Origin of the sequence: uncultured Leifsonia sp., assembly GCF_945957465.1 — a bacterium.
Classification (GTDB): Bacteria; Actinomycetota; Actinomycetes; order Actinomycetales; family Microbacteriaceae; genus Leifsonia.
Genome location: NZ_CAMFLC010000001.1, coordinates 171,856 through 190,813 on the forward strand (window position 1 = coordinate 171,856; position 18,958 = coordinate 190,813).

Sequence of the window (18,958 nt, forward strand, 5' to 3'; positions counted from 1 at the left end):
GATTCAGGCGTTCCGGCGCAGGCGCAGGGCCAGCACCGGGCAGAGCGCGACAGCGTCTTCCGCCGCCTCGAGCTGGTCGTTGCGCACCGGGATGTCGGAGCGCGACGACGCGGGCACGCCGACAGCGAACGGATAGCCCCACTCGTCGCGGGCGATCGTGCCCTCCAGCAGTTCGGCGCAGAGCCCGCGGCCGTCGCAGCGCGTCCAGTCGACGTGGAGGCTGTGGTGCGCGCTCATCGGACACTCCGCGCGCAGTGCCCCTCGGCATGGGCGTGCACATCGCGGGCGAACACCCGCAGCGCACTGCGGACCAGGCGCGCCGCACCGTCGGGATGATGGCACGAACCCCGGCCGTCGACCGCCTCCGCCAGCCGAGCGGCTTCGGCGGCCGCCGCCGGGGCGAGCCGTCCTGCCGCGAGATCGGCGAAGCGGGAGGCCAGGGCGGGGAGCCCGAACCGACAGGGTCCGCACTGTCCCGCCGACGCCTCAGCGAGAGCGGCGACGATGTCGGCGGTGGCCGCGAGACCGCATCGCTGCGCACCGAGCACGTGGACGACCCCGGCGCCTGCGCGGTCGCCGGGCGCGGCGGTCGTCTCCGCCGCGGTGATCCACTGCCCGTGGTAGCCGCCCAGGAGCACAGCGGAGGCCAGCCGCGCTTCCCCGCCCGCCAGGGCGACCACCGCGGCGACGTCCAGGTCGGTCGCGACCTCGAAGACGCCCTCGGTTGCGACGTCGCCGGTGACGGTCACGAGGCGCGTGCCCGGTCGCGCCGGGTCGCCGACGCTGCGGAACCAGTCGCCGCCGTAGCGGTCGACGAGCGCGAGATGCGCGAGCGTCTCCACGTTGTGCACGAGCGTCGGGCGGCCGTCCACCCCCGACTCCGACAGCCGGCGCACGCGATCCACCGGCGCGGTGACGCCGTTCTGGATCGCGTTGACGACTGCGCTCGCCTCGCCCGCGATGAACCGGTCCTCGGCTGCGATCAGCTCGATGCCTCCGGCGTCGGAGCGCTCGGCGATCGCCGCAGAGACGGGCGCGACCGAGCGGCTGTCGAGGTAGAGGATGGTCCGCCGCGCGCCGAGCGCCGCGGAAGCGGTCAGGAGCCCGTCCAGCACCAGATGCGGCGCGTTGGCGAGGAGGACCGCGTCCTTCCAGCTCCACGGCTCGCCCTCCGAGCCGTTGCCGATGACGACGGGCGCACGACGTCCGGTCGTCGCCGCGAGCTTGAGGTAGGCGGGGAACGACGCACCGCCGCGTCCGGTCAGACCCGAACGCTCGAGCTCGCGCACCAGCTCGTCGACGCGCAGCCCGCGTCGCCCGCCGAAGGCCGCCAGGTGGGCGGCCGCCGACGCGGACCGCCCCGCCGCGAGCAATCGGGCGGACGACGCAGCCGACGCCGGAGCCGGCTGCCCCCCGCTCGCGTATTCGCCGACGATCACGGTCACGACGGCTCCCCGAGCCGCATGCGGGCGCTCGCGAGAAGTCCCGCGGACAGCCGCCGGAACGCCGCCGCCAGGACGATCAGCACACCTGCTCCCGCGAGCAGCGGCAGCCATACCGTCGCGTCGGCGGTCATTGCGGCACCCCCTCCGGATCCACCGGCCACCGGCCGGTCGTGACGATCGAGCCGTCGGTGCCGACCAGTCGGGCGTCCGCGCCCCGCTCACGCAGCCAGGAGGGTGAACGGCGCCCGCGCACGATCGCCGCGGTGCTCAACGTGTTCGCCCGCACGCAGTCGGAGGCGGCGACCGTCACCGTCCGCCAGACCTCCTCGGCCGGCAGTCCGAACCGCGGGTCGAGGATGTGGTGCCTCGCCCGACCATCGCTCCGCCAGCGCCGCTTCTGCGTGCTGGAGGTCGCGACACCCGCACCGTTCGGGACCGCGATCTGTTGTGCGGGGTCGCCGGGGAGATCCTGCACCAGGATCTCCCACAAGCGCCCGGAGCGACCGGCGGTCGCGAGGTCACCGCCGAGCTCGACCAGGACATCGGTTCCGGTCTCCCCGGCGATGCGCGCGGCGATCCTGTCGGCCGCGTGCGCCTTGGCCGTCGCACCGAGGTCGAGGCGGAGGTCGTCGGGAAGGCGGAGCACGCCTCCCGTCAGGGCCACGCGCGACCATCCCGGCCGACGCGTGGCCACGCTCGCCGTCACGCCGCCCGCCGTGCGGCCGTCGAGCGGGAGCGCCGCGAAGTCGCGGTCATAGCCGAGACGGTCGAGATCGCCGCCGAGAGTGGGATCGACGTCGCCGCCGGTGTCTGCCGCTGCGGCGAGCGCCACCGCCACGAACTCGGCGAGCAACGGACTCAGCTCGATCCCGTCGCCGCGGGTCGCCGCGTCGTTGACGCGGGAGAGCTCGCTGTCGGTGAAGCGGGAGCAGGCGGAGGTGATCGCCGCGAGTTCGGCGTCGGCGATCCGTCGGGCCTCCACGAGCGCGTCGGGCCGGTCTACGACGATGCGTGCCGTGACGCCCCACACGGCGAACTCGTCGCTCGCCTCCGCTCGGCGGGACGCGTGTTCACGAGCCGCTGGAGCGCCCACTGAAGCCACCTCCCTGGCTCTGCTGGATGCCGCTTCCGGCGCCGGTTCCGCTGTTGCTGTTGCTGCTCGTGCCGCCGTCGTCGGAGCCGGTCGAGCTGTTCGTGCTGCCGTCGTCGGATCCGCTCGAATTGGTCCCGGTTCCGCTCGAGGTCGCCCCCGCTGTCGTGGAGGTCGTCCCGGTGAACAGGAAGCCGGAGAGGATGCCGGTCACCGCGAGGCTCCCCACTCCGATCGCCGTGGTGATCCCGACCGCTGCGCGGCGTCCCGCCGATCGCGTGTCCATGTCGTGGCCCTCCGTCCGTTTCCTGCTGATTCCAGGGTGCGCGGGGATTCTTTCCGCATCCTTAATCCGGATGGGAAGCGGCTGACGGAAGGTTATGAATCGGCTATGACCGGCTGCGCGGATCAGATGCGAGCACCGACGACGGCCTGCGCGAAGCGGCGGACGCGCTCGCCGAGGCCGGCGATCTGGTCGTCGACGACGCGTTCGGCGTCGAAGCCGACGAACTGCGGCGGCGGCGTCCTGCGAACGTTCTCGGTGCACTCGAACGATCCGCAGACGAGGGCGCCGACCGTGTCGCCCTTGCGTCCTGCATCCCCCGCGCGGCGAGCCGACCAGAAATAGACATCGCGGAGAAGGTGCACGTCCTGGCACCAACCGCACATCGTGGGCAGGTGCGAGCGCATGGAGGCCTCGGACGCGCGCAGGACGATGCCGACGACAGCGTTGCCCGTCGGAATGACCACGTAACCGCGCTGCGGCAGCCGCGGATCGCGCCAGCCGAGGTATTCGCGCCGCGTCCAGTCGACTTCGTGCAGTCCGGGCGGCAGAGGAAGCTCCGCAGCGTCGGCGCGCGAGCAGTTCACGAACGACTCGCGGATCTCCTGAGGAGTCAGGCTCTCCATGTGCACCTCCTCGTCCCATGCTCGCACAGGTGCTTGACCTTGACCCCGGGGGCACGGCTTAGCCTCACGGCATGAGCACTCTCGCCAGCGTCACCGACGCCTCCTTCGCCTCCGACGTCCTCGATGCGGAGGGCACGACGCTCGTCGAGTTCTGGGCGCCCTGGTGCGGCCCGTGCCGAGCGGTCACGCCCGTCCTGGAGCGGATCGCCGCCGACCACCCCGACAGCATCCGCATCGTGCGGATCAACGCGGACGAGAACCCCCGGTCGTCCTCGGAGTATCGCGCCCTGTCGCTGCCGTTGATGAAGGTGTTCCGGGGCGGGGAGGTCGTGAAGACCATCGTGGGAGCCAAGCCGCTGCCCGCGATGGAGTTCGAGCTGGCCGGTTTCCTGGGTGACGCGCCGGTCAGGTGAGATGGTCGAAGGCGCCGCCGACCCATCCGATGTAGCGCTCGGCGGAACGCAGCACGGCCTCGCGGGCGTCGACGGGCACGACATTGCCCAGGTTGCCGTACATCCGGTCGAACGGCCGGTCGCACACCAGGTCGGCCACACGGCGCACCACCGCGGCCGACAACGGGATGTCGTTGGGGAAGCTGCGCTGAAAGGTCACCCACTTCTGCGACGGACCCGGGAAGACGGTGTCGCCGCTGAGGACGACGCCGCGATCCCAGTGCACGACCGCACTGCCGGGGAAGTGCCCGCCGATGGTGCGCAGCAGCACGCCGGGCAGCACCTCCTCCTCGCCGCTCCACACCTCGATGGCCGCATCCTCGCGCTGCACCCAGTGCCGGTCCGCCGCGTTGACCAGCACCGGCACGCCGCCGAGCATGCGCGACCAGGTCGTCTGCGCTCCGAACATGTGCGGGTGGCTGGTGGCGATCACCGCCGCCCCGCCGAGATCCTGCACGGCGGCTGCCGCCGCTTCGTCGACGTAGCCGGTGGGGTCCCAGAGCAGATTGCCGTCGGGGGTGCACAGCAGGAGGGCGCGCTGGCCGATGCCGACCTTGGGCTCGCTGCTCAGCCCGTACAGGTCCGGCTCCAGCGGCGTCACTGTCACGTGCTCGCCCTCCCGCTGCAACTGCTGCAGCGTGGTCCAGCGCTGACCGGTCGGCGGGACGTACTGTCGTTCGTCCTCGCAGATCGGGCAGGAGGGCGGTGGTGCCTCCCCCGCTGCGTTCACGATCGGTGTCGTCTCCACGGCGCACGTCGCGCACAACCAGTCGGCCATGAGGGTCACGCTACCCGCAGCGACGGTCTAGCGGCGCTGCGGCCTGGACCATTAGCGTGTGCGCCATGGCGAATCAACCCGTGCTCTTCATCCACGGTCTCTGGCTGCACGCCAGCAGCTGGCAGCCCTGGATCGACCTCTTCACGGCGGAGGGCTACGCCCCCGTCGCTCCCCTCTGGCCCGGCGAGAAGGACACCGTCGCCGAGACCCGCGAGCACCCCGACGACGTCGCGAACGTCGGCATCGACGAGGTGACCGTGCATTTCGCTCGGATCATCGAGGCGATGGACACGCCACCGGTCATCATCGGACACTCGTTCGGCGGCCTCGTCACCGAGAAGCTGATCGGGCAGGGCTACGGCAACGCCGGTGTCGCGATCGATCCGGCGCAGATCAAGGGCGTGCTGCCCCTGCCGTTCCGGCAGCTCAAGTCCTCGTTCCCCGTGCTCAGCAATCCGGCGAACATCCACAAGCCGATCGCGCTGACCGAGGAGCAGTTCCGATTCGGCTTCGCCAACCAGCTGACCGACGACGAAGCGAAGGAACTCTACGACCGCTGGACCGTCCCGTCGACCGTGCGTCCGATCTTCCAGGCCGCCGCGGCGAACTTCAGCGTGCACTCCCAGGCCGCCGTCGACACCAAGAACGAGGACCGCGGTCCGCTGCTGCTCATCGCGGGCGGCGAGGACAACACCGTCCCCGAGGTGACGGTGGATGCCAGCCTCAAGCAGTACCGCGACTCCAACGCCGTGACCGAGCTGATCACCTTCAAGGACCGCGGGCACTCGCTGGTGATCGACCACGGGTGGCGCGACGTCGCCACCGAGATCCTGGTGTGGCTCGGCCAGCAGGGACTCCAGGACTGATCGGCGCCGGAGGCGCCCGGCGCGGAATACCGGGCGCCTCCACCGCCTTGCCTCCATCGTGAAACGCATCGGCTTCCTCAGCTTCGGCCACTACCAGGCCGTCCCCGGCTCCGTCGTCCGCACGGCCGGCGACGCCCTCCTGCAGACGGTGGAGCTCGCCGTCGCCGCAGAGGAGGTGGGGGCCGACGGGGCGTTCGTGCGGGTGCACCACTTCGCACCCCAGCTGGCTTCGCCGTTCCCGCTGCTGGCGGCGATCGGCGCCCGAACCTCGCGCATCGAGATCGGCACCGGTGTCATCGATATGCGCTACGAGAACCCGCTCTCGATGGCCGAGGAGGCCGCGGCGGCCGACCTCATCAGCGGTGAGCGACTCCAACTCGGCGTGAGCCGGGGATCGCCGGAGACCGCACTGGCCGGCTACGAGTCGTTCGGGTACGTGCCGGGCGAAGGCGAGTCGGACGCCGATCTGGCCCGTCGGCACACCGCGATCTTCCGGGCCGCGATCTCCGGCGAGGCGATGGCGAACGCCGATCCGCGCATGACGGGGACCTCCGGCGGCTTGTCGATCGAGCCGCTGTCGCCGACGCTCCCCGAGCGGATCTGGTGGGGAGCCGGCACCCGGGCCACGGCCGAGTGGACGGCCGAACAGGGCATGAACCTGATGTCGTCGACCCTGCTCACCGAAGACACGGGTGTGCCGTTCGATCAGTTGCAGGCCGAGCAGATCCAGCGCTTCCGCGACACCTGGGCGCAGATGGGCTGGGAGCGCGAGCCCCGCGTCAGCGTGAGCCGCAGCATCATCCCCATCACCGACGAGGCGTCCTACCGCTACTTCGGCGCTCGCGCGCAGGTGGAGGGCCGCGACCAGGTCGGCCACCTCGACGGCGGTCTCGCGCGCTTCGGCCGTTCGTACATCGGCGAGCCGGGGAAGCTCGTCGCGGAGCTGGCCGCCGACGAAGCCGTCCGCATGGCGGACACCGTGCTGGTCACGGTGCCGAACCAGCTCGGAGTGGACTTCAACGCGCGGCTGTTGGAGGGCGTCGTCGCGGTCGGGCGGGAGTTGGGCTGGCGGGACTGACGCGGTTGCGTCGCCCGCCGGTCGTGTACCCCGAACGCGGCCCTGTCCCCCGTCGTTGGATATGAGAATATTGCATCGCGGCACACCCGAAGTCCGCGGCACAGGCCGAGACGGAATCGTCCGGTCCCATGGAAGGGGTGTGCTTTGCGAACTCGACGATCGAGTGCGGGGATTCTCGCGGCCGGAGCGGCGGTCCTGCTCGCTTCCGCCGGCCTCGGTGCCGCCGGCCTCGGTGCCGCCGCCGCGCCGACGGACGCCATGACACGTGCGGGCGCGTCCACCCCCTCGGCCATCACCGGGATGTGGGCCTGGGGCAATCCCATCGACCCGTCGGTGGATCCCCGCGGCGACGGCGAGCCGGCGTTCGAGCCGAAGGCGCTGGCCGCGTTCGCATCCGCGCACAGACTGCGCACCGTGTACCTGTCGGTGCCGTGGGCGGCCGATCAAGGCCCGTTCCCGTCCTGGCTGCGCTCCGCCGTCCGCGCCCTGCACGGCGCGGGCGTCACGACGGTGGCCGCCCTGGGAGGCGATCCCGCCTGGGCGCAGCAGCCCGACCTCGCCGCCACGTGGACCACGGCCGCGCTGAAGGCTGCCCCGTTCGACGCCATCCAGTTCGACGTCGAACCGTGGGTCGACGCCACCGACGATCAGCTGCCGGGGATCGTCGCGCAACTGGCGACCATGTATGACACGGCGGCGGTCGCGGCCGGTCGGGTGCCGGTGGGAGCGGACCTGCCCTGGTGGCTCGCCGCCAAGCCGGCCGGAGACGGATCCACGCTGTTCGACACGCTCCTCCCCCACCTGCGCTCGGTCGCGGTCGTTGCGTTCTCGGACCACGCCGCGAACGACGATGGCATCATCGCCCTCGCCCGGCCCGCGGCGACAGCCGCCGCGGCCGCGCGCCTCCCGTTCAGCATCGGCGTCGAGACCGACGACCCCGAGGTCGCGGGCGGCCCGGCCGCCACCTTCGGCGACGACACGCCGGCGGCACTGGAGGCGCAGACCGCCCTGGTGCGATCGGCGTTCGGCGGCACGCGCGGCTACTCGGGAGTGACGGTCGAGCATCTGCTCTCGTGGCAGGCGCTCCTGGCGCGCTGACCAGCGCTCAGCCGGCGGCGTCGGCGGCCGCGTAGAGCGCGGCGATGTCCAGCTTGCCCATCGTCATCATCGCGGCGTTCGCGCGCGCCGCACGGGCGCGATCCGGATCCTGCTGCAGTTCGAGCAGAGCGCGAGGAACGACCTGCCAGCTCAACCCCCAGCGGTCTGTGCACCACCCGCACGGCCCCGGCTCTCCGCCTCCCGAGATCAGGCCGTCCCAGAGCCGGTCGACCTCCTCCTGGTCCTCGCACAGCACCATGATGGAGGCCGCCTCGGTGAAGGAGTACAGCGGACCGCCGTCGAGGGCGAGGTACTCGACACCGCCGAGTTCGAACGTGACCAGCACGGTGCTTCCGTCGTCGCCCAGGCGGGCGACGCTGAGGATGCGGGAGCCGGGCACGAGCGAGACATAGTGGTTCGCCGCCGCCTCGGCCTGACCGTCGTACCAGAGGAATGTCCTGACCTTCTGCATGCGGGTCATGGTACGCCCGCCGACACGGCATGCAGCAGGCCCGCAGCCTCGTACAGTATTTTAGGTTCTGAGCCTGTCAAATCCGCAATTCTATTGCTCTCATCCGAATGGAGTCCCTCACGTGGTTTCCCCGAAACACGAAACCGACCCGCAACCGTCCGCTGGTGCCGGGAGCGTCAACCGCCGCACCATCGTCGGCGCCGCCGCGTGGGCCGCACCGGCCATCGCGCTCTCGGTCGCCTCACCCGCCGCGGCCGCCTCGCTCGGCACGATCACAGCATCCCCGCAGGCCATCGCAGCGGGTTCGACGAAGAGCTCCCAGCTCCAACTCAATCCGGCCGCCGACGACATCACCATCTCCCTCAGCGCGGAACCAGAGGGCATCGTCACCTTCCCCGCCGCAGTGACCACCTTCCCCGGCATCCGCGGGTCGGCATCGGTGCCCTTCTCGACGACCGCGACCGAAGCCCAGGTCGTGATGATCACGGCGGTCGCGCCGGGCTATACCCCCGTCACCTTCGCTCTCCCGATCGAAGCCGCCCCCGTGGTCGAGCCCGAGCCGACGCCGCCGGTCATCACCCTCGTGGACGCACCGGTATACGCGCTCTTCAACGGATCGGCACCCAACCGCTACCCCCTCGAGTTCGCCCTCAGCCCCGTGGCGAGCGGCGTCCCGATCACGCTGACACCGGTGCGAGGCACCAAGGGCGGCCTCGTCGGCATGGCCTCCCACGACCTCACCACCGACGCCTCAGGACACGCGAAGACCACGGTGGGCGCCATGTATGACGTCGACGACGCCGTGACCGTCCGCGCAACGGCCCCGGGCTACGAAACCCTCGAATTCGTCATCAACACCCTCGCGGCCGGATCCACCGAGCCGACGAATCCGGGCCAACCGGGGAGCGGTGGAACGAGCACGCACAAGGTCTACCGGGTATCCGTGACCGGACACGTCGCAGCACCGGCGTGGGATCAGTACGTCATCGGCGACAAGCCGATCGTCGTGACGCTGGGTATCACCCCGCGCGGCCCCGGCGTCCCGACGAAGGCCAACGTCGCCGGCTACCGGTGGGGTGGGGAGCCGAACGTGCTGCTTCTCTCGCCGGCGAACCTCGCCATCACGGAAGACACTCCCGGATCGTTCACGATCACGAAGCTGGCGGGCGCCCGATCCGGTCAGACCGCGACGTTCGTGTGGGGCAACTACACCACGGAGTTGAGCATCACCTTCACAGTGGCGTGAGGCGCGAACGCCATCCGTCCCTTCACGGGCGGATGGCGTTCCCTGCCACGTGGGCGCGTGACGTACGGGTAGCGTGTCACTGTGCTTCCCACGAGTTTCGTCGCGATCGGCGACAGCTTCACCGAGGGTGTCGGCGACGACCTCCCCGACGGCCGCCAGCGCGGCTGGGCCGACTTCGTCGCGCTCGGGCTCGCGCTGGCGGCCACCGGGCCGGTCCGCTACGCCAACCTGGCGATCCGCGGTCGCAAACTGATGCCGATCCTCACCGAGCAACTGGAGCCGGCCATCGCGCAGCAGCCGGACCTCATCAGCCTCAACGGCGGCGGCAACGACATCATGCGCCCGCGAGTGACGATCGACTCGGTCGCCCACCAGCTGGTCGGCGCCGCCGACCGGGTGGCCGCGTCGGGCAGCCGCATGCTGCTCCTCAGCGGCGCGAACCCGAGCAGGCACCTTCCGCTGGGCTCCCTGCTGCGCAAGCGCGGCGATGCGCTCGCGGTCGCCGTGCGCGACCTGCTGCCGCGTGAGGGCGTGCTCTTCGTGGACAACTGGGCCGACGAGCCGCTGGAGGACCTCCGGTACTGGTCGGCCGACCGCCTTCACCTGAACGCGCTCGGCCACGCCCGGGTCGCGAGCAACGTGCTCACGGCGCTCGACGTGCCCGTCCCCGCCGAGTGGGGCGTCGCCGAGGTGGCGGCCGCGCCGGCCGGCCGGCCGGCACGCCGTACCGCCGATTACTACCGGCGTTACGTCCTGCCCTGGATCGGCCGACGTCTGACGGGTCGCTCCTCAGGCGACGGCCGCACGGCGAAGATACCCGAACTCACGCCGGTCGATCCGGCCGCCTTCCGCCCGCTCTGATGGCCGCAGGAGACACGAACGCCCTCACCCGGCGTCCGAGGGGCACTGGGTGCCCCTCTCGAGCTCAATCGTTGTCGCCGCCCGTCGTGTCGATGCGGGTCGTGCGGGTGCCTCCGCCCCAGCGCCATTCGGCGACTTCGGGGATGTCCTCGCCGTGCTCGCGCGTGTACTGGCGAGCGCGCAACCGGGCGTCGACCAGCTCCTGGCGGAACTCAGCCTCCTTCGCGGCGAGCCCCGGCACCCGGTCGAGCACGTCGATCACCAGGTGGTAGCGATCGAGGTCGTTGAGCATGACCATGTCGAACGGCGTCGTGGTGGTGCCCTCCTCCTTGTAGCCGCGCACGTGCAGGTTGTCGTGCCCGGCCCTCCGGTAGGTCAGGCGGTGGATGAGCCACGGATAGCCGTGGTAGGCGAAGATCACCGGCTTGTCGACGGTGAACAGCGCGTCGTACTCGCGGTCGCTCAGCCCGTGCGGGTGCTCGCCCTCGCTCTGCAGTCGCATCAGATCGACGACATTCACCACGCGCACCGCGAGTCCCGGGAGCCTGCGGCGGAGGATGTCGGCGGCCGCGAGCACTTCCAGGGTCGGGATGTCTCCGGCGCAGCCGAGGACCACGTCCGGTTCCTCGCCCTCCCGTTCGGTGCCTGCCCAGTCGAAGATCCCGATGCCGCGTGTGCAGTGCGCGATGGCGTCGGCCATGTTCAGCCAGTTCGGCGCCGGTTGCTTACCCGCGACGACGACGTTCACGTAGTCGACGGAGCGCAGGCAGTGGTCGTAGGTCGACAGCAGGGTGTTGGCGTCGAACGGCAGGTAGACGCGCACCACGTCCGCCTTCTTGTTGACGACGTGATCGATGAAGCCCGGGTCCTGGTGGGACGCCCCGTTGTGGTCCTGGCGCCAGACGTGCGAACTGAGCAGATAGTTGAGGGAGGCCACCGGCCGCCGCCACTCGATGCGGCGTGACGTCTTGAGCCATTTCGCGTGCTGGTTGAACATCGAGTCGACGATGTGGATGAACGCCTCGTAGGAGGTGAGCACCCCGTGCCGGCCGGTCAGCAGATAGCCTTCGAGCCAGCCTTGGCACTGGTGTTCGCTGAGCACCTCCATCACCCGTCCGCTCGGCACCAGGTGATTGTCGGAATCGATCGGCCAGTACTCGGCGTTCCACTGCTTTCCGGTGACCTCGTAGACGTCCTGGAGACGGTTCGAGGCCGTCTCGTCGGGAGCGAACAGCCGGAAGTCGTCGGGATTCTCCGCCATGACATCCCGGAGCCAGCCGCCCAGAACGCGCGTCGCCTCCGCGACCGTCTCCCCCGGCGCCGGCACTTCGACGGCGTAATCACGGAAGTCGGGCAGGCGCAGATCGCGACGCAGCAGACCGCCGTTGGCGACCGGATTGGCGCTCATGCGGCGGGCGCCCTCGGGCGCGAGCGAGGCGACGAGCCGGACAGGCGCGCCCGATTCGTCGAAGAGCTCCTCCGGCCGGTAAGAGAGCAGCCAGTTCTCGAGCAGCCGTGTGTGCGCCTCGGTGTCGCGGGCGTCGGCCAGCGGCACCTGGTGCGAGCGCCAGTTGTTCTCGGCGGGATGGCCGTCGATCTCGGGCGGACACGTCCAGCCCTTGGGGGTGCGGAGGATGAGCATGGGCCAGGCCGGGCGGTCGACGAGGTCGCCGGCGGCCGCGGCTGCCTTGATCTCGGCGATGCGGTCGAGGATCTCGTCCAGCGTCGACGCCATGCGCTCGTGCACGTTGCGCGGGTCCTCGCCGTCGAAGCCTCCGGAGACGAGATACGGGGTGTAGCCGTAGCCGCGCATGAGGTCGAACAGCTCGCTCTCCGGGATACGCGCCAGGACGGTCGGGTTGGCGATCTTGTAACCGTTGAGATGCAGGATCGGCAGCACCGCACCGTCCGTCTTCGGGTTGAGGAACTTATTGGAGTGCCACGCGGTTGCGAGCGGACCGGTCTCCGCTTCGCCGTCGCCGACCACGGCAGCGACCAGCAGGCCCGGATGGTCGAAGGCGGCGCCGTAGGCGTGCGAGAGCGCATAGCCGAGCTCGCCGCCCTCGTGGATGCTGCCCGGCGTCTCGGGGGCCGCGTGCGACGGGATGCCACCGGGAAAGGAGAATTGCCGGAACAATCGGCGCAGGCCGTCCTCGCTGCGGTCGATCGTGCTGTAGATCTCGCTGTAGGTGCCGTCGAGGTAGGCGCCGGCCACCACACCGGGGCCGCCGTGGCCGGGCCCGGCCACGAACAGCGTGTCGAGGTCGCGCTGCCGGATGGCCCGGTTGAGGTGCGCGTAGACGAAGTTGAGGCCTGGGGTCGTCCCCCAATGCCCGAGGAGGCGCGGCTTGATGTCGTCCCGCGAGAGCGGGCGTCGCAGCAACGGGTTGTCGAGCAGGTAGATCTGGCCGACGGACAGATAGTTCGCCGCGCGCCACCAGGCGTCCAGTTGATCGAGTTCGGTGTCGGAGAGGGTGGCCGTGGACTGGTCGTTCGTGGTCTCGCTCACGCGGGCATCCTACGAGCGGGCCGCCCGGATTGATAGAGAGCAGATGTCGGGCGCGGGCGGTAGGTTCGACTCATGACGGACGCGGTGGTCACGCAATCGGTCGATGCGTCGACGTGGAACGAGTTGGAGACGGTCTTCGGCACCAAGGGCGACGCGTCGAGCTGCTGGTGCCAATGGTTCAAACTGAGCCGCGCCGACTGGGATGCGGCCACGCGCGACCAGACCAGGGCGCTGCTGCACGATCAGGTACAGACCGGCTCGCCCGGAGTGATCGCGCGCATCGGCGAGGAGCCTATCGGCTGGGCGGCTGTCGAGCCGTTCTCGGCGTACCCGGCGCTGGCCCGTTCGCCGATCACCCGACGTCGCGAGGGCGATCCCGACGTCTCGGAGGTGTGGGCGGTGACGTGCTTCGTGGTCCGGCTGGAGTACCGCCGACAGGGCGTCGCCCGGGCGCTGCTCGCCGGTGCGCTCGACCACGCCCGCGCGCGCGGCGCCAGGGTCATCGAGGGCTACCCGGTCGATCCCGAGGTGCGGCCCTCGCTCTCGGCGGCCGAGCGCTACCACGGCACCGTGTCGCTGTTCCGCGACGGCGGGTTCGAGGTGGTACGCCGCCCCAGTGCGACGCGCGCGGTGATGCGCCGCGAGCTGCGGAGCGGGACTGCCGTGGCCGTGCACAGGCCCTAAGCTCGATCGGGTGAGTTCGCAGCGCAATCGGGTCGTCGTCGGCGCCGGCACCCAGATCGCCACCGAGGTCAGCATCAACTTCGGCTCCTCGGTCGCCGGGCTGCTCATCCCGGTCGTCGGCTCGCTCGTGGTGGTCGCCGTGCGCCAGGTCGTGACCGCGGTATGCATCCTGCCGTTCTACCGACCGCGACGCGCAGAGCTCACGTGGCGTCGGCTGTGGCCCGCGCTGGCTCTCGGTGTCGTCCTCGCCGCGATGAATCTGAGCTTCTACGAGGCGGTGGGCCGACTCGGCCTCGGGATGGCCGCCACGATCGAGTTCCTCGGCCCCTTCGCCCTCGCGCTGGCGGGCTCGCGCCGGCTCCTGGACGCCGGCTGCGCGGTCGCAGCGGCCGCGGGGGTGCTCCTGCTCACGGCGACCGAGGGTGCGATCGACCCGGTCGGCGTCGTGCTCGCACTCACCGCCGCCGCGTCGTGGGCAGCGTACATCCTGCTGACCCGCAGGGTCGCGACCCGGCTGCCCGGTCTCGAAGGGCTGAGCGTGGCGAGCATCGTCGCCACCGCCCTCACGGTTCCGCTCGCGCTCGTCGTCGTCGACTATGCGCGCATCGACTGGAGGGTGGCCGGCCTCCTGCTCGCCGCCGGGATCCTGTCCTCCGCCGTCCCATACAGCCTGGACACGTTCATCCTGCGTCGGATCACCCCGCGGCTGTACGCGGTGATCACATCGTTCGGGCCCGTGATCGCGACCCTGTTCGGCGTCCTCGTGCTCGGCGAGCACTTCGAGCCGGTGCAGCTCGCCGGCATCGCCCTCGTCTGCGTCGCCGCGGGCGTCACCATCGCCACGCAACGCGAGCGCCCGCGCTCCCCGCTCGAGGCGACCGCCGAGACCATCCCCTAGCCGCGCCGCGACATTCGTCACGAATGTCGCGATTCGTGCCACGAAAGTCGACATTCGTGACGAATGTCGACCGCATCAGGAGAGGATGTCTTTGCTGAGGAAGCGCCCGATGGCCAGGGCACCGAAGACGGCGACATAGCCGGCCTGCAGCACCGCGTTCGAGACGAAGGAGTCCCACACCAGCGGGGCGCGGAGGAAGTCGGCGAAGCCCAGCCAGTAGTGGCTGAACAGCCACGGGTGCAGGGCATCGAGCTGCGGCAGCTGATCGAGCACCTGCGACACCACCGCCAGCACCGCGGTCGCGGCCATCGCCCCCACCGGCACGTCGGTCAGCGTCGACAGGAACAGACCGATCGCGCACATCCCGAGCAGCGACACGACGATGTAGAGCGCGATCAGCAGGAGCCTCAGCGCAGCATCGCCCACGCTCACGACGCTGCCCGAGAGCAGGGTCACCGGCCCGATCGGGAACAGGATCGCGCCGATGACGGCGCCGGCGACGGCGACCGTCAACGCGGCTGCGATGCAGAAGGCCGCACATCCGGCGTACTTGACGGCGAGCAGCCGAAGCCGACCGGCCGGCGCGATGACGAGGTAGCGCAGCGTGCCGTGGCTCGCCTCGCCCGCGATGGTGTCACCGGCGACCACCCCGATCGTGAGCGGAAGGAACAGCGGGACGCACACGACGAGCGCCGTGAACGCGACGAACAGGCCGTTGCCGGTGATCTGATCGAGGAACGCGGGGCCGCGACCGCGACCGGTCACGCGCACCGCGACGGCGATCAGGACCGGGACCGCGGCCAGGGCGGCGAGCATCGCCCACGTGCGCCAGCGCCGGAAGAGCACCGACAGCTCGGACCACAACAGCGACCATCCGGCAGAGGGCCGCTCCCGCCGGGCGGTCACCGAGTCCCGCGCTGTCGCCGCCGCCGGATGCTCCAGCGGCACCGCCTCACTGCTCGACATCGAAGCCCTCCCCCGTCAGCTCCACGAACCGTTCCTCGAGGCTGGACGCGCGCACTGAGAAGCCGCGCAGCCGCACCCCCGCGCCGACCAGAGCCGACGCGAGCTCCTCCGCGAGGGGCGCGTCGCCGCCGAGCCCGGCCTCCACGCCGTCGCCGACGGCCTCGGGAGCGAGACCCAGCCGGGCGAGGACTTCCGCGGCGATGCCCTGGTCCGGCGTCGTCACGGTGACCCGCGGGCCGGACGCACCGCGCAAGTCGTCGAGCGACCCCTGTGCGACCAGCCTGCCCGCCCGCATGATCGCCGCGTGCGAGCAGATCTGCTCGATCTCGGCGAGCAGGTGACTGGAGACGAAGACCGTCGTCCCCTCGTCCGCGAGCGACCGGACGAGGTTGCGCACCTCCCGGGTGCCCTGCGGGTCGAGGCCGTTCGTCGGCTCGTCGAGTACGAGGAGATCGCGATCGGTGAGGAGCGCGCCCGCGATGCCGAGCCGTTGCTTCATGCCGAGCGAGTAGGCACGCACGTGCTTGCCCGCCGCGTGCGACAGGCCGACGCGCTCGAGAGCGGCCTCCACGCGGGCCGCGCGGGTGGCGCCGGGGGCATAGCGGTCGGCGGTGTCGCGGCGCACCAGGTTGGCCGCCCCGGAGAGGTAGGGGGCGAACGACGGCCCCTCCACCAGCGCCCCCACCCGAGGCAGCACGGACGCGCCACGGTCGGGCATCGCTTCACCGAGCACCGAGATCGAACCGGCCGACGGGGATATCAACCCGAGCAGCATCCGGATCGTGGTCGTCTTGCCCGACCCGTTCGGTCCGAGGAATCCGAACACGGAACCCCGCGGCACGGAGAGGCTGAGGTCGTCGACCACGGCGCGCCCGCGGAACCGCTTCGTGAGTCCGCTGGTCGCGATCGCGGCCTCGCTCACCGTGCGGCGGACTGCAGCGCGGAGACCGGAACGGAGCCGGCGAGAACGCGCCCGTCGGCGGTGACGAGCACCGAGAGCAGCGTGGTCGAGAGAGCGCGCCCGCCGTCGACCGGCTGCGTCAGCTCACCGACGAGCGGGTCGGCGAGGGCCCGAGCGGGCACCGTGCCTGCCGGGAGGCTCACGATCGTCGCCCAGCCGGTGCCGGTCATCGTGGGCTTCGGGTGTGCGGTGCGGTCGGCGCGCTCACCCGGCTTGGGCGAGCGCTCGACCACGGTCGCCCCCTTCGGCGGCGTGAACGAGAAGACGCTCGCATCGGGCGCTCCCGGGCTGAACGACCTGAAACCGGCCTCGAAAGCAGGAGAGGACGCCCCGCGCGCCGTCACCTGGACGCGCAGCGGGAGTCCGGTCTGGCCGTCGACCGCGATGGCGACCGAGCCCACCAGGGTGGCGTCGGTCCGTGGCGTCAGCACCAGGTCGTACGCGTCGCGGCCGGCGACCTTCGTGTTCGCGCCGAGGGAGACCGCGGTGGTCGGGTCGACGGCGGCGAGGAAACGCTGAGCGAGCGCTTGCGGAGTGGTGGCGGTCGGGTCAGGAGCGGCCGCGTCAGGACCGGTCGTATCAGGGGCGGCGGTCGGCGTGCCGTCCCTGTGCGCGGGCACCGTGAGGTGCGTCACCGACTCGTCGGACGACTGATACAGCCAGACGTCGGAGCCATTGCGGATCGCGTCGCGCTCGGCGAGCTGGTCGAGCACCTGGACCCGCACCTTCGTCGGCCCGTCCACGTACACCTTGGCCATGTGGTCGCCCATCAACAACTCGAGCGTGCTCGCGACGGAGTCGCCGGCGCTGGAACCGCCGGTCGACTTCGGCAGGCTGGGCAGCCCCAGGTCAGAGCTCTGCTCGACCGTTCCCGAGAACGCCTTCGTATCGCTCGACGCGACGAGCCGGAGGACGTCCTCCGGCGACTTGACGGGGAGGTCGGCCGCCCCCGCTGCGAGCGGGACGGCGATCGCTCCCGCGGCGATCGCGACGGGGACGACGATGGCGGGCAGCCAGCGGACCAGACGGTGCTTCATAGTGCCGAGGATACGCTGGGGACACCCGCGCCGACCCTCCGGATTCCATGGGAGAACACGAAATCATCCCCTGGTATGACCTCGGCTGGGAGCCCTCCGTACGAACCCTCCTGGCACGCAGAAGGCCCCGCCGAAGCGGGGCCTCCCTCATCCGTCGCTACAGGACGTCGCCGACCCTGTGGACGCGGATGTCGTTCGTGGTTCCGGGGATCCCGGGAGGGGAGCCGGAGATGATGATCACCTTGTCGCCGTCGACGGCGCGACCGGTGGACTTGAGCGCCTCGTCGACCTGGGCGACCATCTGGTCGGTGTGCGTGACACGGCCGACCACGAAGGACTCCACGCCCCAGAACAGCGACATGCGGCGGCGCACCGACTCCTCCGGCGTGAAGGCCAGGATCGGGATCTTGTTGCGCAGGCGGGCCATGCGGCGGGCCGACTCGCCCGACTCGGTGAAGACGCAGAGGAACTTCGCCTCGACGAAGTCGGCGACCTCCGTCGCGGCCAGGGTGATCGCTCCCGACTGGGTGCGGGGGCGCGTGCCGAGCGGCTGGATGCGGTCGAGCCCGTGCTCCTCGGTGGAGGTCACAATACGGGCCATGGTCGCGACCGTGATCGCCGGGTACTCGCCGACGCTGGTCTCGCCGGAGAGCATCACGGCGTCGGCGCCGTCGAGAACGGCGTTGGCGACGTCGGAGGTCTCTGCACGGGTCGGGACCGGGCTGGAGATCATCGACTCGAGCATCTGGGTCGCGACGATGACCGGCTTGGCCGCGCGGCGGGCGAGCTCGACAGCGCGCTTCTGCACGATCGGCACGGCCTCCAGCGGCAGCTCGACGCCGAGGTCGCCTCGGGCGACCATGATGGCGTCGAACGCCTCGATGATCTCCTCCAGCGCCTCCACGGCCTGCGGCTTCTCGATCTTGGCCACGACGGGGACCTTGCGGCCCTCCTCGGCCATGATCTCGTGCACGCGCTCGATGTCGATCGCGTTGCGCACGAACGAGAGCGCGATGATGTCCGCCCCGAGCTTGAGGCCCCAGCGCAGGTCCGCCTCGTCCTTCTCGGACAGCGCGGGCACGTTGACGGCGACGCCCGGCAGGTTGATGCCCTTGTTGTTGGAGACCGGACCGGCGACGACGACCTCCGTCGTCACGACGTTGCCCTCGACCTCGACGACGCGCACGCGCACCTTGCCGTCGTCGATCAGCAGGTAGTCGCCCGGCCTTACGTCCTGCGGCAGGCCCTTGAACGTGGTCGAGGAGATCTCCTTGGTGCCGATGATGTCATCGGTGGTGATCTTGAAGATATCGCCCTCGGCGAGCTCGTAGGGGCCGGCTTCGAACTTGCCGAGACGGATCTTGGGGCCCTGGAGGTCGACCAGGACGGCGACCGGCTTGCCCGCGTCCTCGGCGGCCTTGCGCACGTTGGCGTAGACCCCCTCGTGCACGTCGTAGCTGCCGTGGCTCAGATTCATCCTCGCCACGTCCACACCCGCGTCGATGATCGCGCGGATGTTGTCGTAACTGGAGGTCGCCGGACCGAGGGTCGCGACGATTTTCGCCCTTCTCATGGGTTTTTCAATGCTCCGTGATTCTCGCGCCCCTG

At 70.7% G+C, this 18,958-nt stretch carries 21 protein-coding genes; 8 read left to right on the top strand and 13 right to left on the bottom strand.

Annotated features, from left to right (window positions below):
* Positions 1-3: 3 nt before the first annotated feature.
* From Q0Q23_RS00755 to Q0Q23_RS00780, 6 genes are all read right to left on the bottom strand, one after another.
* Entirely contained in the window at positions 4-237 is a 234-nt protein-coding gene (locus Q0Q23_RS00755; RefSeq protein WP_295117786.1) for a ferredoxin, read from the bottom strand.
* On the bottom strand, positions 234-1,445 hold the full coding sequence (locus Q0Q23_RS00760) for an NADH-ubiquinone oxidoreductase-F iron-sulfur binding region domain-containing protein (protein ID WP_295117788.1): 1,212 nt from the start codon (positions 1,443-1,445) through the stop codon (positions 234-236). The genes Q0Q23_RS00755 and Q0Q23_RS00760 overlap by 4 nt, the downstream gene beginning before the upstream one ends.
* The gene (locus Q0Q23_RS00765; protein ID WP_295117790.1) at positions 1,442-1,576 is read right to left on the bottom strand and encodes a hypothetical protein; all 135 of its coding nucleotides are present in this window, start codon (positions 1,574-1,576) and stop codon (positions 1,442-1,444) included. Before Q0Q23_RS00765 ends, Q0Q23_RS00760 begins: the two co-directional genes overlap by 4 nt.
* On the bottom strand, positions 1,573-2,538 hold the full coding sequence (locus Q0Q23_RS00770; protein ID WP_295117792.1) for an FAD:protein FMN transferase: 966 nt from the start codon (positions 2,536-2,538) through the stop codon (positions 1,573-1,575). Before Q0Q23_RS00770 ends, Q0Q23_RS00765 begins: the two co-directional genes overlap by 4 nt.
* Positions 2,516-2,821 (bottom strand): hypothetical protein, encoded by a 306-nt coding sequence (locus tag Q0Q23_RS00775; protein WP_295117794.1) that lies wholly within the window; start codon positions 2,819-2,821, stop codon positions 2,516-2,518. Before Q0Q23_RS00775 ends, Q0Q23_RS00770 begins: the two co-directional genes overlap by 23 nt.
* Before the next feature lie 122 nt (positions 2,822-2,943).
* A complete protein-coding gene (locus tag Q0Q23_RS00780) occupies positions 2,944-3,444 on the bottom strand; it encodes an FBP domain-containing protein (protein WP_295117796.1) in 501 nt (166 codons plus the stop codon).
* A gap of 71 nt (positions 3,445-3,515) precedes the next feature.
* Between Q0Q23_RS00780 and Q0Q23_RS00785 the strand changes: the two genes are divergently transcribed.
* Positions 3,516-3,857, top strand: a complete 342-nt coding sequence (locus Q0Q23_RS00785) for a co-chaperone YbbN (protein ID WP_295117799.1) — start codon at positions 3,516-3,518, stop codon at positions 3,855-3,857.
* Here the strand turns inward: Q0Q23_RS00785 and Q0Q23_RS00790 are convergent.
* On the bottom strand, positions 3,850-4,674 hold the full coding sequence (locus tag Q0Q23_RS00790) for a hydrolase (RefSeq protein WP_295117801.1): 825 nt from the start codon (positions 4,672-4,674) through the stop codon (positions 3,850-3,852). The genes Q0Q23_RS00785 and Q0Q23_RS00790 overlap by 8 nt on opposite strands.
* A gap of 65 nt (positions 4,675-4,739) precedes the next feature.
* On the opposite strand from Q0Q23_RS00790, the gene Q0Q23_RS00795 reads away from it, so the two are divergent.
* The 3 genes from Q0Q23_RS00795 to Q0Q23_RS00805 all read left to right on the top strand — a co-directional run bounded on the left by Q0Q23_RS00795 (position 4,740) and on the right by Q0Q23_RS00805 (position 7,716).
* Positions 4,740-5,540 carry an alpha/beta hydrolase gene (locus Q0Q23_RS00795; protein WP_295117804.1) on the top strand — a complete coding sequence of 267 codons (801 nt, stop codon included), beginning with the start codon at positions 4,740-4,742 and terminating at the stop codon, positions 5,538-5,540.
* Between the two features lie 55 nt (positions 5,541-5,595).
* Entirely contained in the window at positions 5,596-6,618 is a 1,023-nt protein-coding gene (locus tag Q0Q23_RS00800; protein WP_295118081.1) for an LLM class flavin-dependent oxidoreductase, read from the top strand.
* A 144-nt stretch (positions 6,619-6,762) separates the two neighbouring features.
* Positions 6,763-7,716, top strand: a complete 954-nt coding sequence (locus Q0Q23_RS00805; RefSeq protein ID WP_295117808.1) for a hypothetical protein — start codon at positions 6,763-6,765, stop codon at positions 7,714-7,716.
* A 7-nt stretch (positions 7,717-7,723) separates the two neighbouring features.
* On the opposite strand, the gene Q0Q23_RS00810 is transcribed toward Q0Q23_RS00805, so the two are convergent.
* Positions 7,724-8,188: a VOC family protein gene (locus Q0Q23_RS00810; protein WP_295117811.1), complete on the bottom strand. Its 465-nt coding sequence runs from the start codon at positions 8,186-8,188 to the stop codon at positions 7,724-7,726.
* 121 nt (positions 8,189-8,309) lie between these two features.
* Here Q0Q23_RS00810 and Q0Q23_RS00815 point away from each other — a divergent pair, with 121 nt between their 5' ends.
* Positions 8,310-9,434: a hypothetical protein gene (locus Q0Q23_RS00815; RefSeq protein ID WP_295117814.1), complete on the top strand. Its 1,125-nt coding sequence runs from the start codon at positions 8,310-8,312 to the stop codon at positions 9,432-9,434.
* Between the two features lie 81 nt (positions 9,435-9,515).
* Positions 9,516-10,295, top strand: coding sequence for an SGNH/GDSL hydrolase family protein (locus Q0Q23_RS00820; protein ID WP_295117818.1), 780 nt, complete (start codon positions 9,516-9,518; stop codon positions 10,293-10,295).
* 64 nt (positions 10,296-10,359) lie between these two features.
* On the opposite strand, the gene Q0Q23_RS00825 is transcribed toward Q0Q23_RS00820, so the two are convergent.
* Positions 10,360-12,804: a phosphoketolase gene (locus tag Q0Q23_RS00825; protein ID WP_295117821.1), complete on the bottom strand. Its 2,445-nt coding sequence runs from the start codon at positions 12,802-12,804 to the stop codon at positions 10,360-10,362.
* A gap of 72 nt (positions 12,805-12,876) precedes the next feature.
* On the opposite strand from Q0Q23_RS00825, the gene Q0Q23_RS00830 reads away from it, so the two are divergent.
* Entirely contained in the window at positions 12,877-13,488 is a 612-nt protein-coding gene (locus Q0Q23_RS00830; protein WP_295117823.1) for a GNAT family N-acetyltransferase, read from the top strand.
* A 10-nt stretch (positions 13,489-13,498) separates the two neighbouring features.
* Positions 13,499-14,386 (top strand): DMT family transporter, encoded by an 888-nt coding sequence (locus Q0Q23_RS00835; protein WP_295117826.1) that lies wholly within the window; start codon positions 13,499-13,501, stop codon positions 14,384-14,386.
* Between the two features lie 75 nt (positions 14,387-14,461).
* On the opposite strand, the gene Q0Q23_RS00840 is transcribed toward Q0Q23_RS00835, so the two are convergent.
* The 4 genes from Q0Q23_RS00840 to pyk form a co-directional block, all read right to left on the bottom strand.
* Positions 14,462-15,352, bottom strand: coding sequence for an ABC transporter permease (locus Q0Q23_RS00840; RefSeq protein WP_295117829.1), 891 nt, complete (start codon positions 15,350-15,352; stop codon positions 14,462-14,464).
* Positions 15,339-16,274, bottom strand: a complete 936-nt coding sequence (locus Q0Q23_RS00845; protein ID WP_295117832.1) for an ABC transporter ATP-binding protein — start codon at positions 16,272-16,274, stop codon at positions 15,339-15,341. The genes Q0Q23_RS00840 and Q0Q23_RS00845 overlap by 14 nt, the downstream gene beginning before the upstream one ends.
* Positions 16,271-17,350 (bottom strand): DUF2092 domain-containing protein, encoded by a 1,080-nt coding sequence (locus Q0Q23_RS00850; RefSeq protein WP_295117835.1) that lies wholly within the window; start codon positions 17,348-17,350, stop codon positions 16,271-16,273. The genes Q0Q23_RS00845 and Q0Q23_RS00850 overlap by 4 nt, the downstream gene beginning before the upstream one ends.
* Before the next feature lie 157 nt (positions 17,351-17,507).
* On the bottom strand, positions 17,508-18,923 hold the full coding sequence (gene pyk / locus Q0Q23_RS00855; protein ID WP_295117838.1) for a pyruvate kinase: 1,416 nt from the start codon (positions 18,921-18,923) through the stop codon (positions 17,508-17,510).
* Positions 18,924-18,958 lie beyond the last annotated feature (35 nt).

Bases quoted from the DNA above. Each gene is read 5' to 3' on its own strand.
- Q0Q23_RS00755 (WP_295117786.1), bottom strand. From the start codon at position 237: ATGAGCGCGCACCACAGCCTCCACGTCGACTGGACGCGCTGCGACGGC.
- Q0Q23_RS00765 (WP_295117790.1), bottom strand. From the start codon at position 1,576: ATGACCGCCGACGCGACGGTATGGCTGCCGCTGCTCGCGGGAGCAGGT.
- Q0Q23_RS00775 (WP_295117794.1), bottom strand. From the start codon at position 2,821: ATGGACACGCGATCGGCGGGACGCCGCGCAGCGGTCGGGATCACCACG.
- Q0Q23_RS00780 (WP_295117796.1), bottom strand. From the start codon at position 3,444: ATGGAGAGCCTGACTCCTCAGGAGATCCGCGAGTCGTTCGTGAACTGC.
- Q0Q23_RS00785 (WP_295117799.1), top strand. From the start codon at position 3,516: ATGAGCACTCTCGCCAGCGTCACCGACGCCTCCTTCGCCTCCGACGTC.
- Q0Q23_RS00790 (WP_295117801.1), bottom strand. From the start codon at position 4,674: ATGGCCGACTGGTTGTGCGCGACGTGCGCCGTGGAGACGACACCGATC.
- Q0Q23_RS00795 (WP_295117804.1), top strand. From the start codon at position 4,740: ATGGCGAATCAACCCGTGCTCTTCATCCACGGTCTCTGGCTGCACGCC.
- Q0Q23_RS00810 (WP_295117811.1), bottom strand. From the start codon at position 8,188: ATGCAGAAGGTCAGGACATTCCTCTGGTACGACGGTCAGGCCGAGGCG.
- Q0Q23_RS00830 (WP_295117823.1), top strand. From the start codon at position 12,877: ATGACGGACGCGGTGGTCACGCAATCGGTCGATGCGTCGACGTGGAAC.
- Q0Q23_RS00840 (WP_295117829.1), bottom strand. From the start codon at position 15,352: ATGTCGAGCAGTGAGGCGGTGCCGCTGGAGCATCCGGCGGCGGCGACA.
- Q0Q23_RS00850 (WP_295117835.1), bottom strand. From the start codon at position 17,350: ATGAAGCACCGTCTGGTCCGCTGGCTGCCCGCCATCGTCGTCCCCGTC.
- pyk (WP_295117838.1), bottom strand. From the start codon at position 18,923: ATGAGAAGGGCGAAAATCGTCGCGACCCTCGGTCCGGCGACCTCCAGT.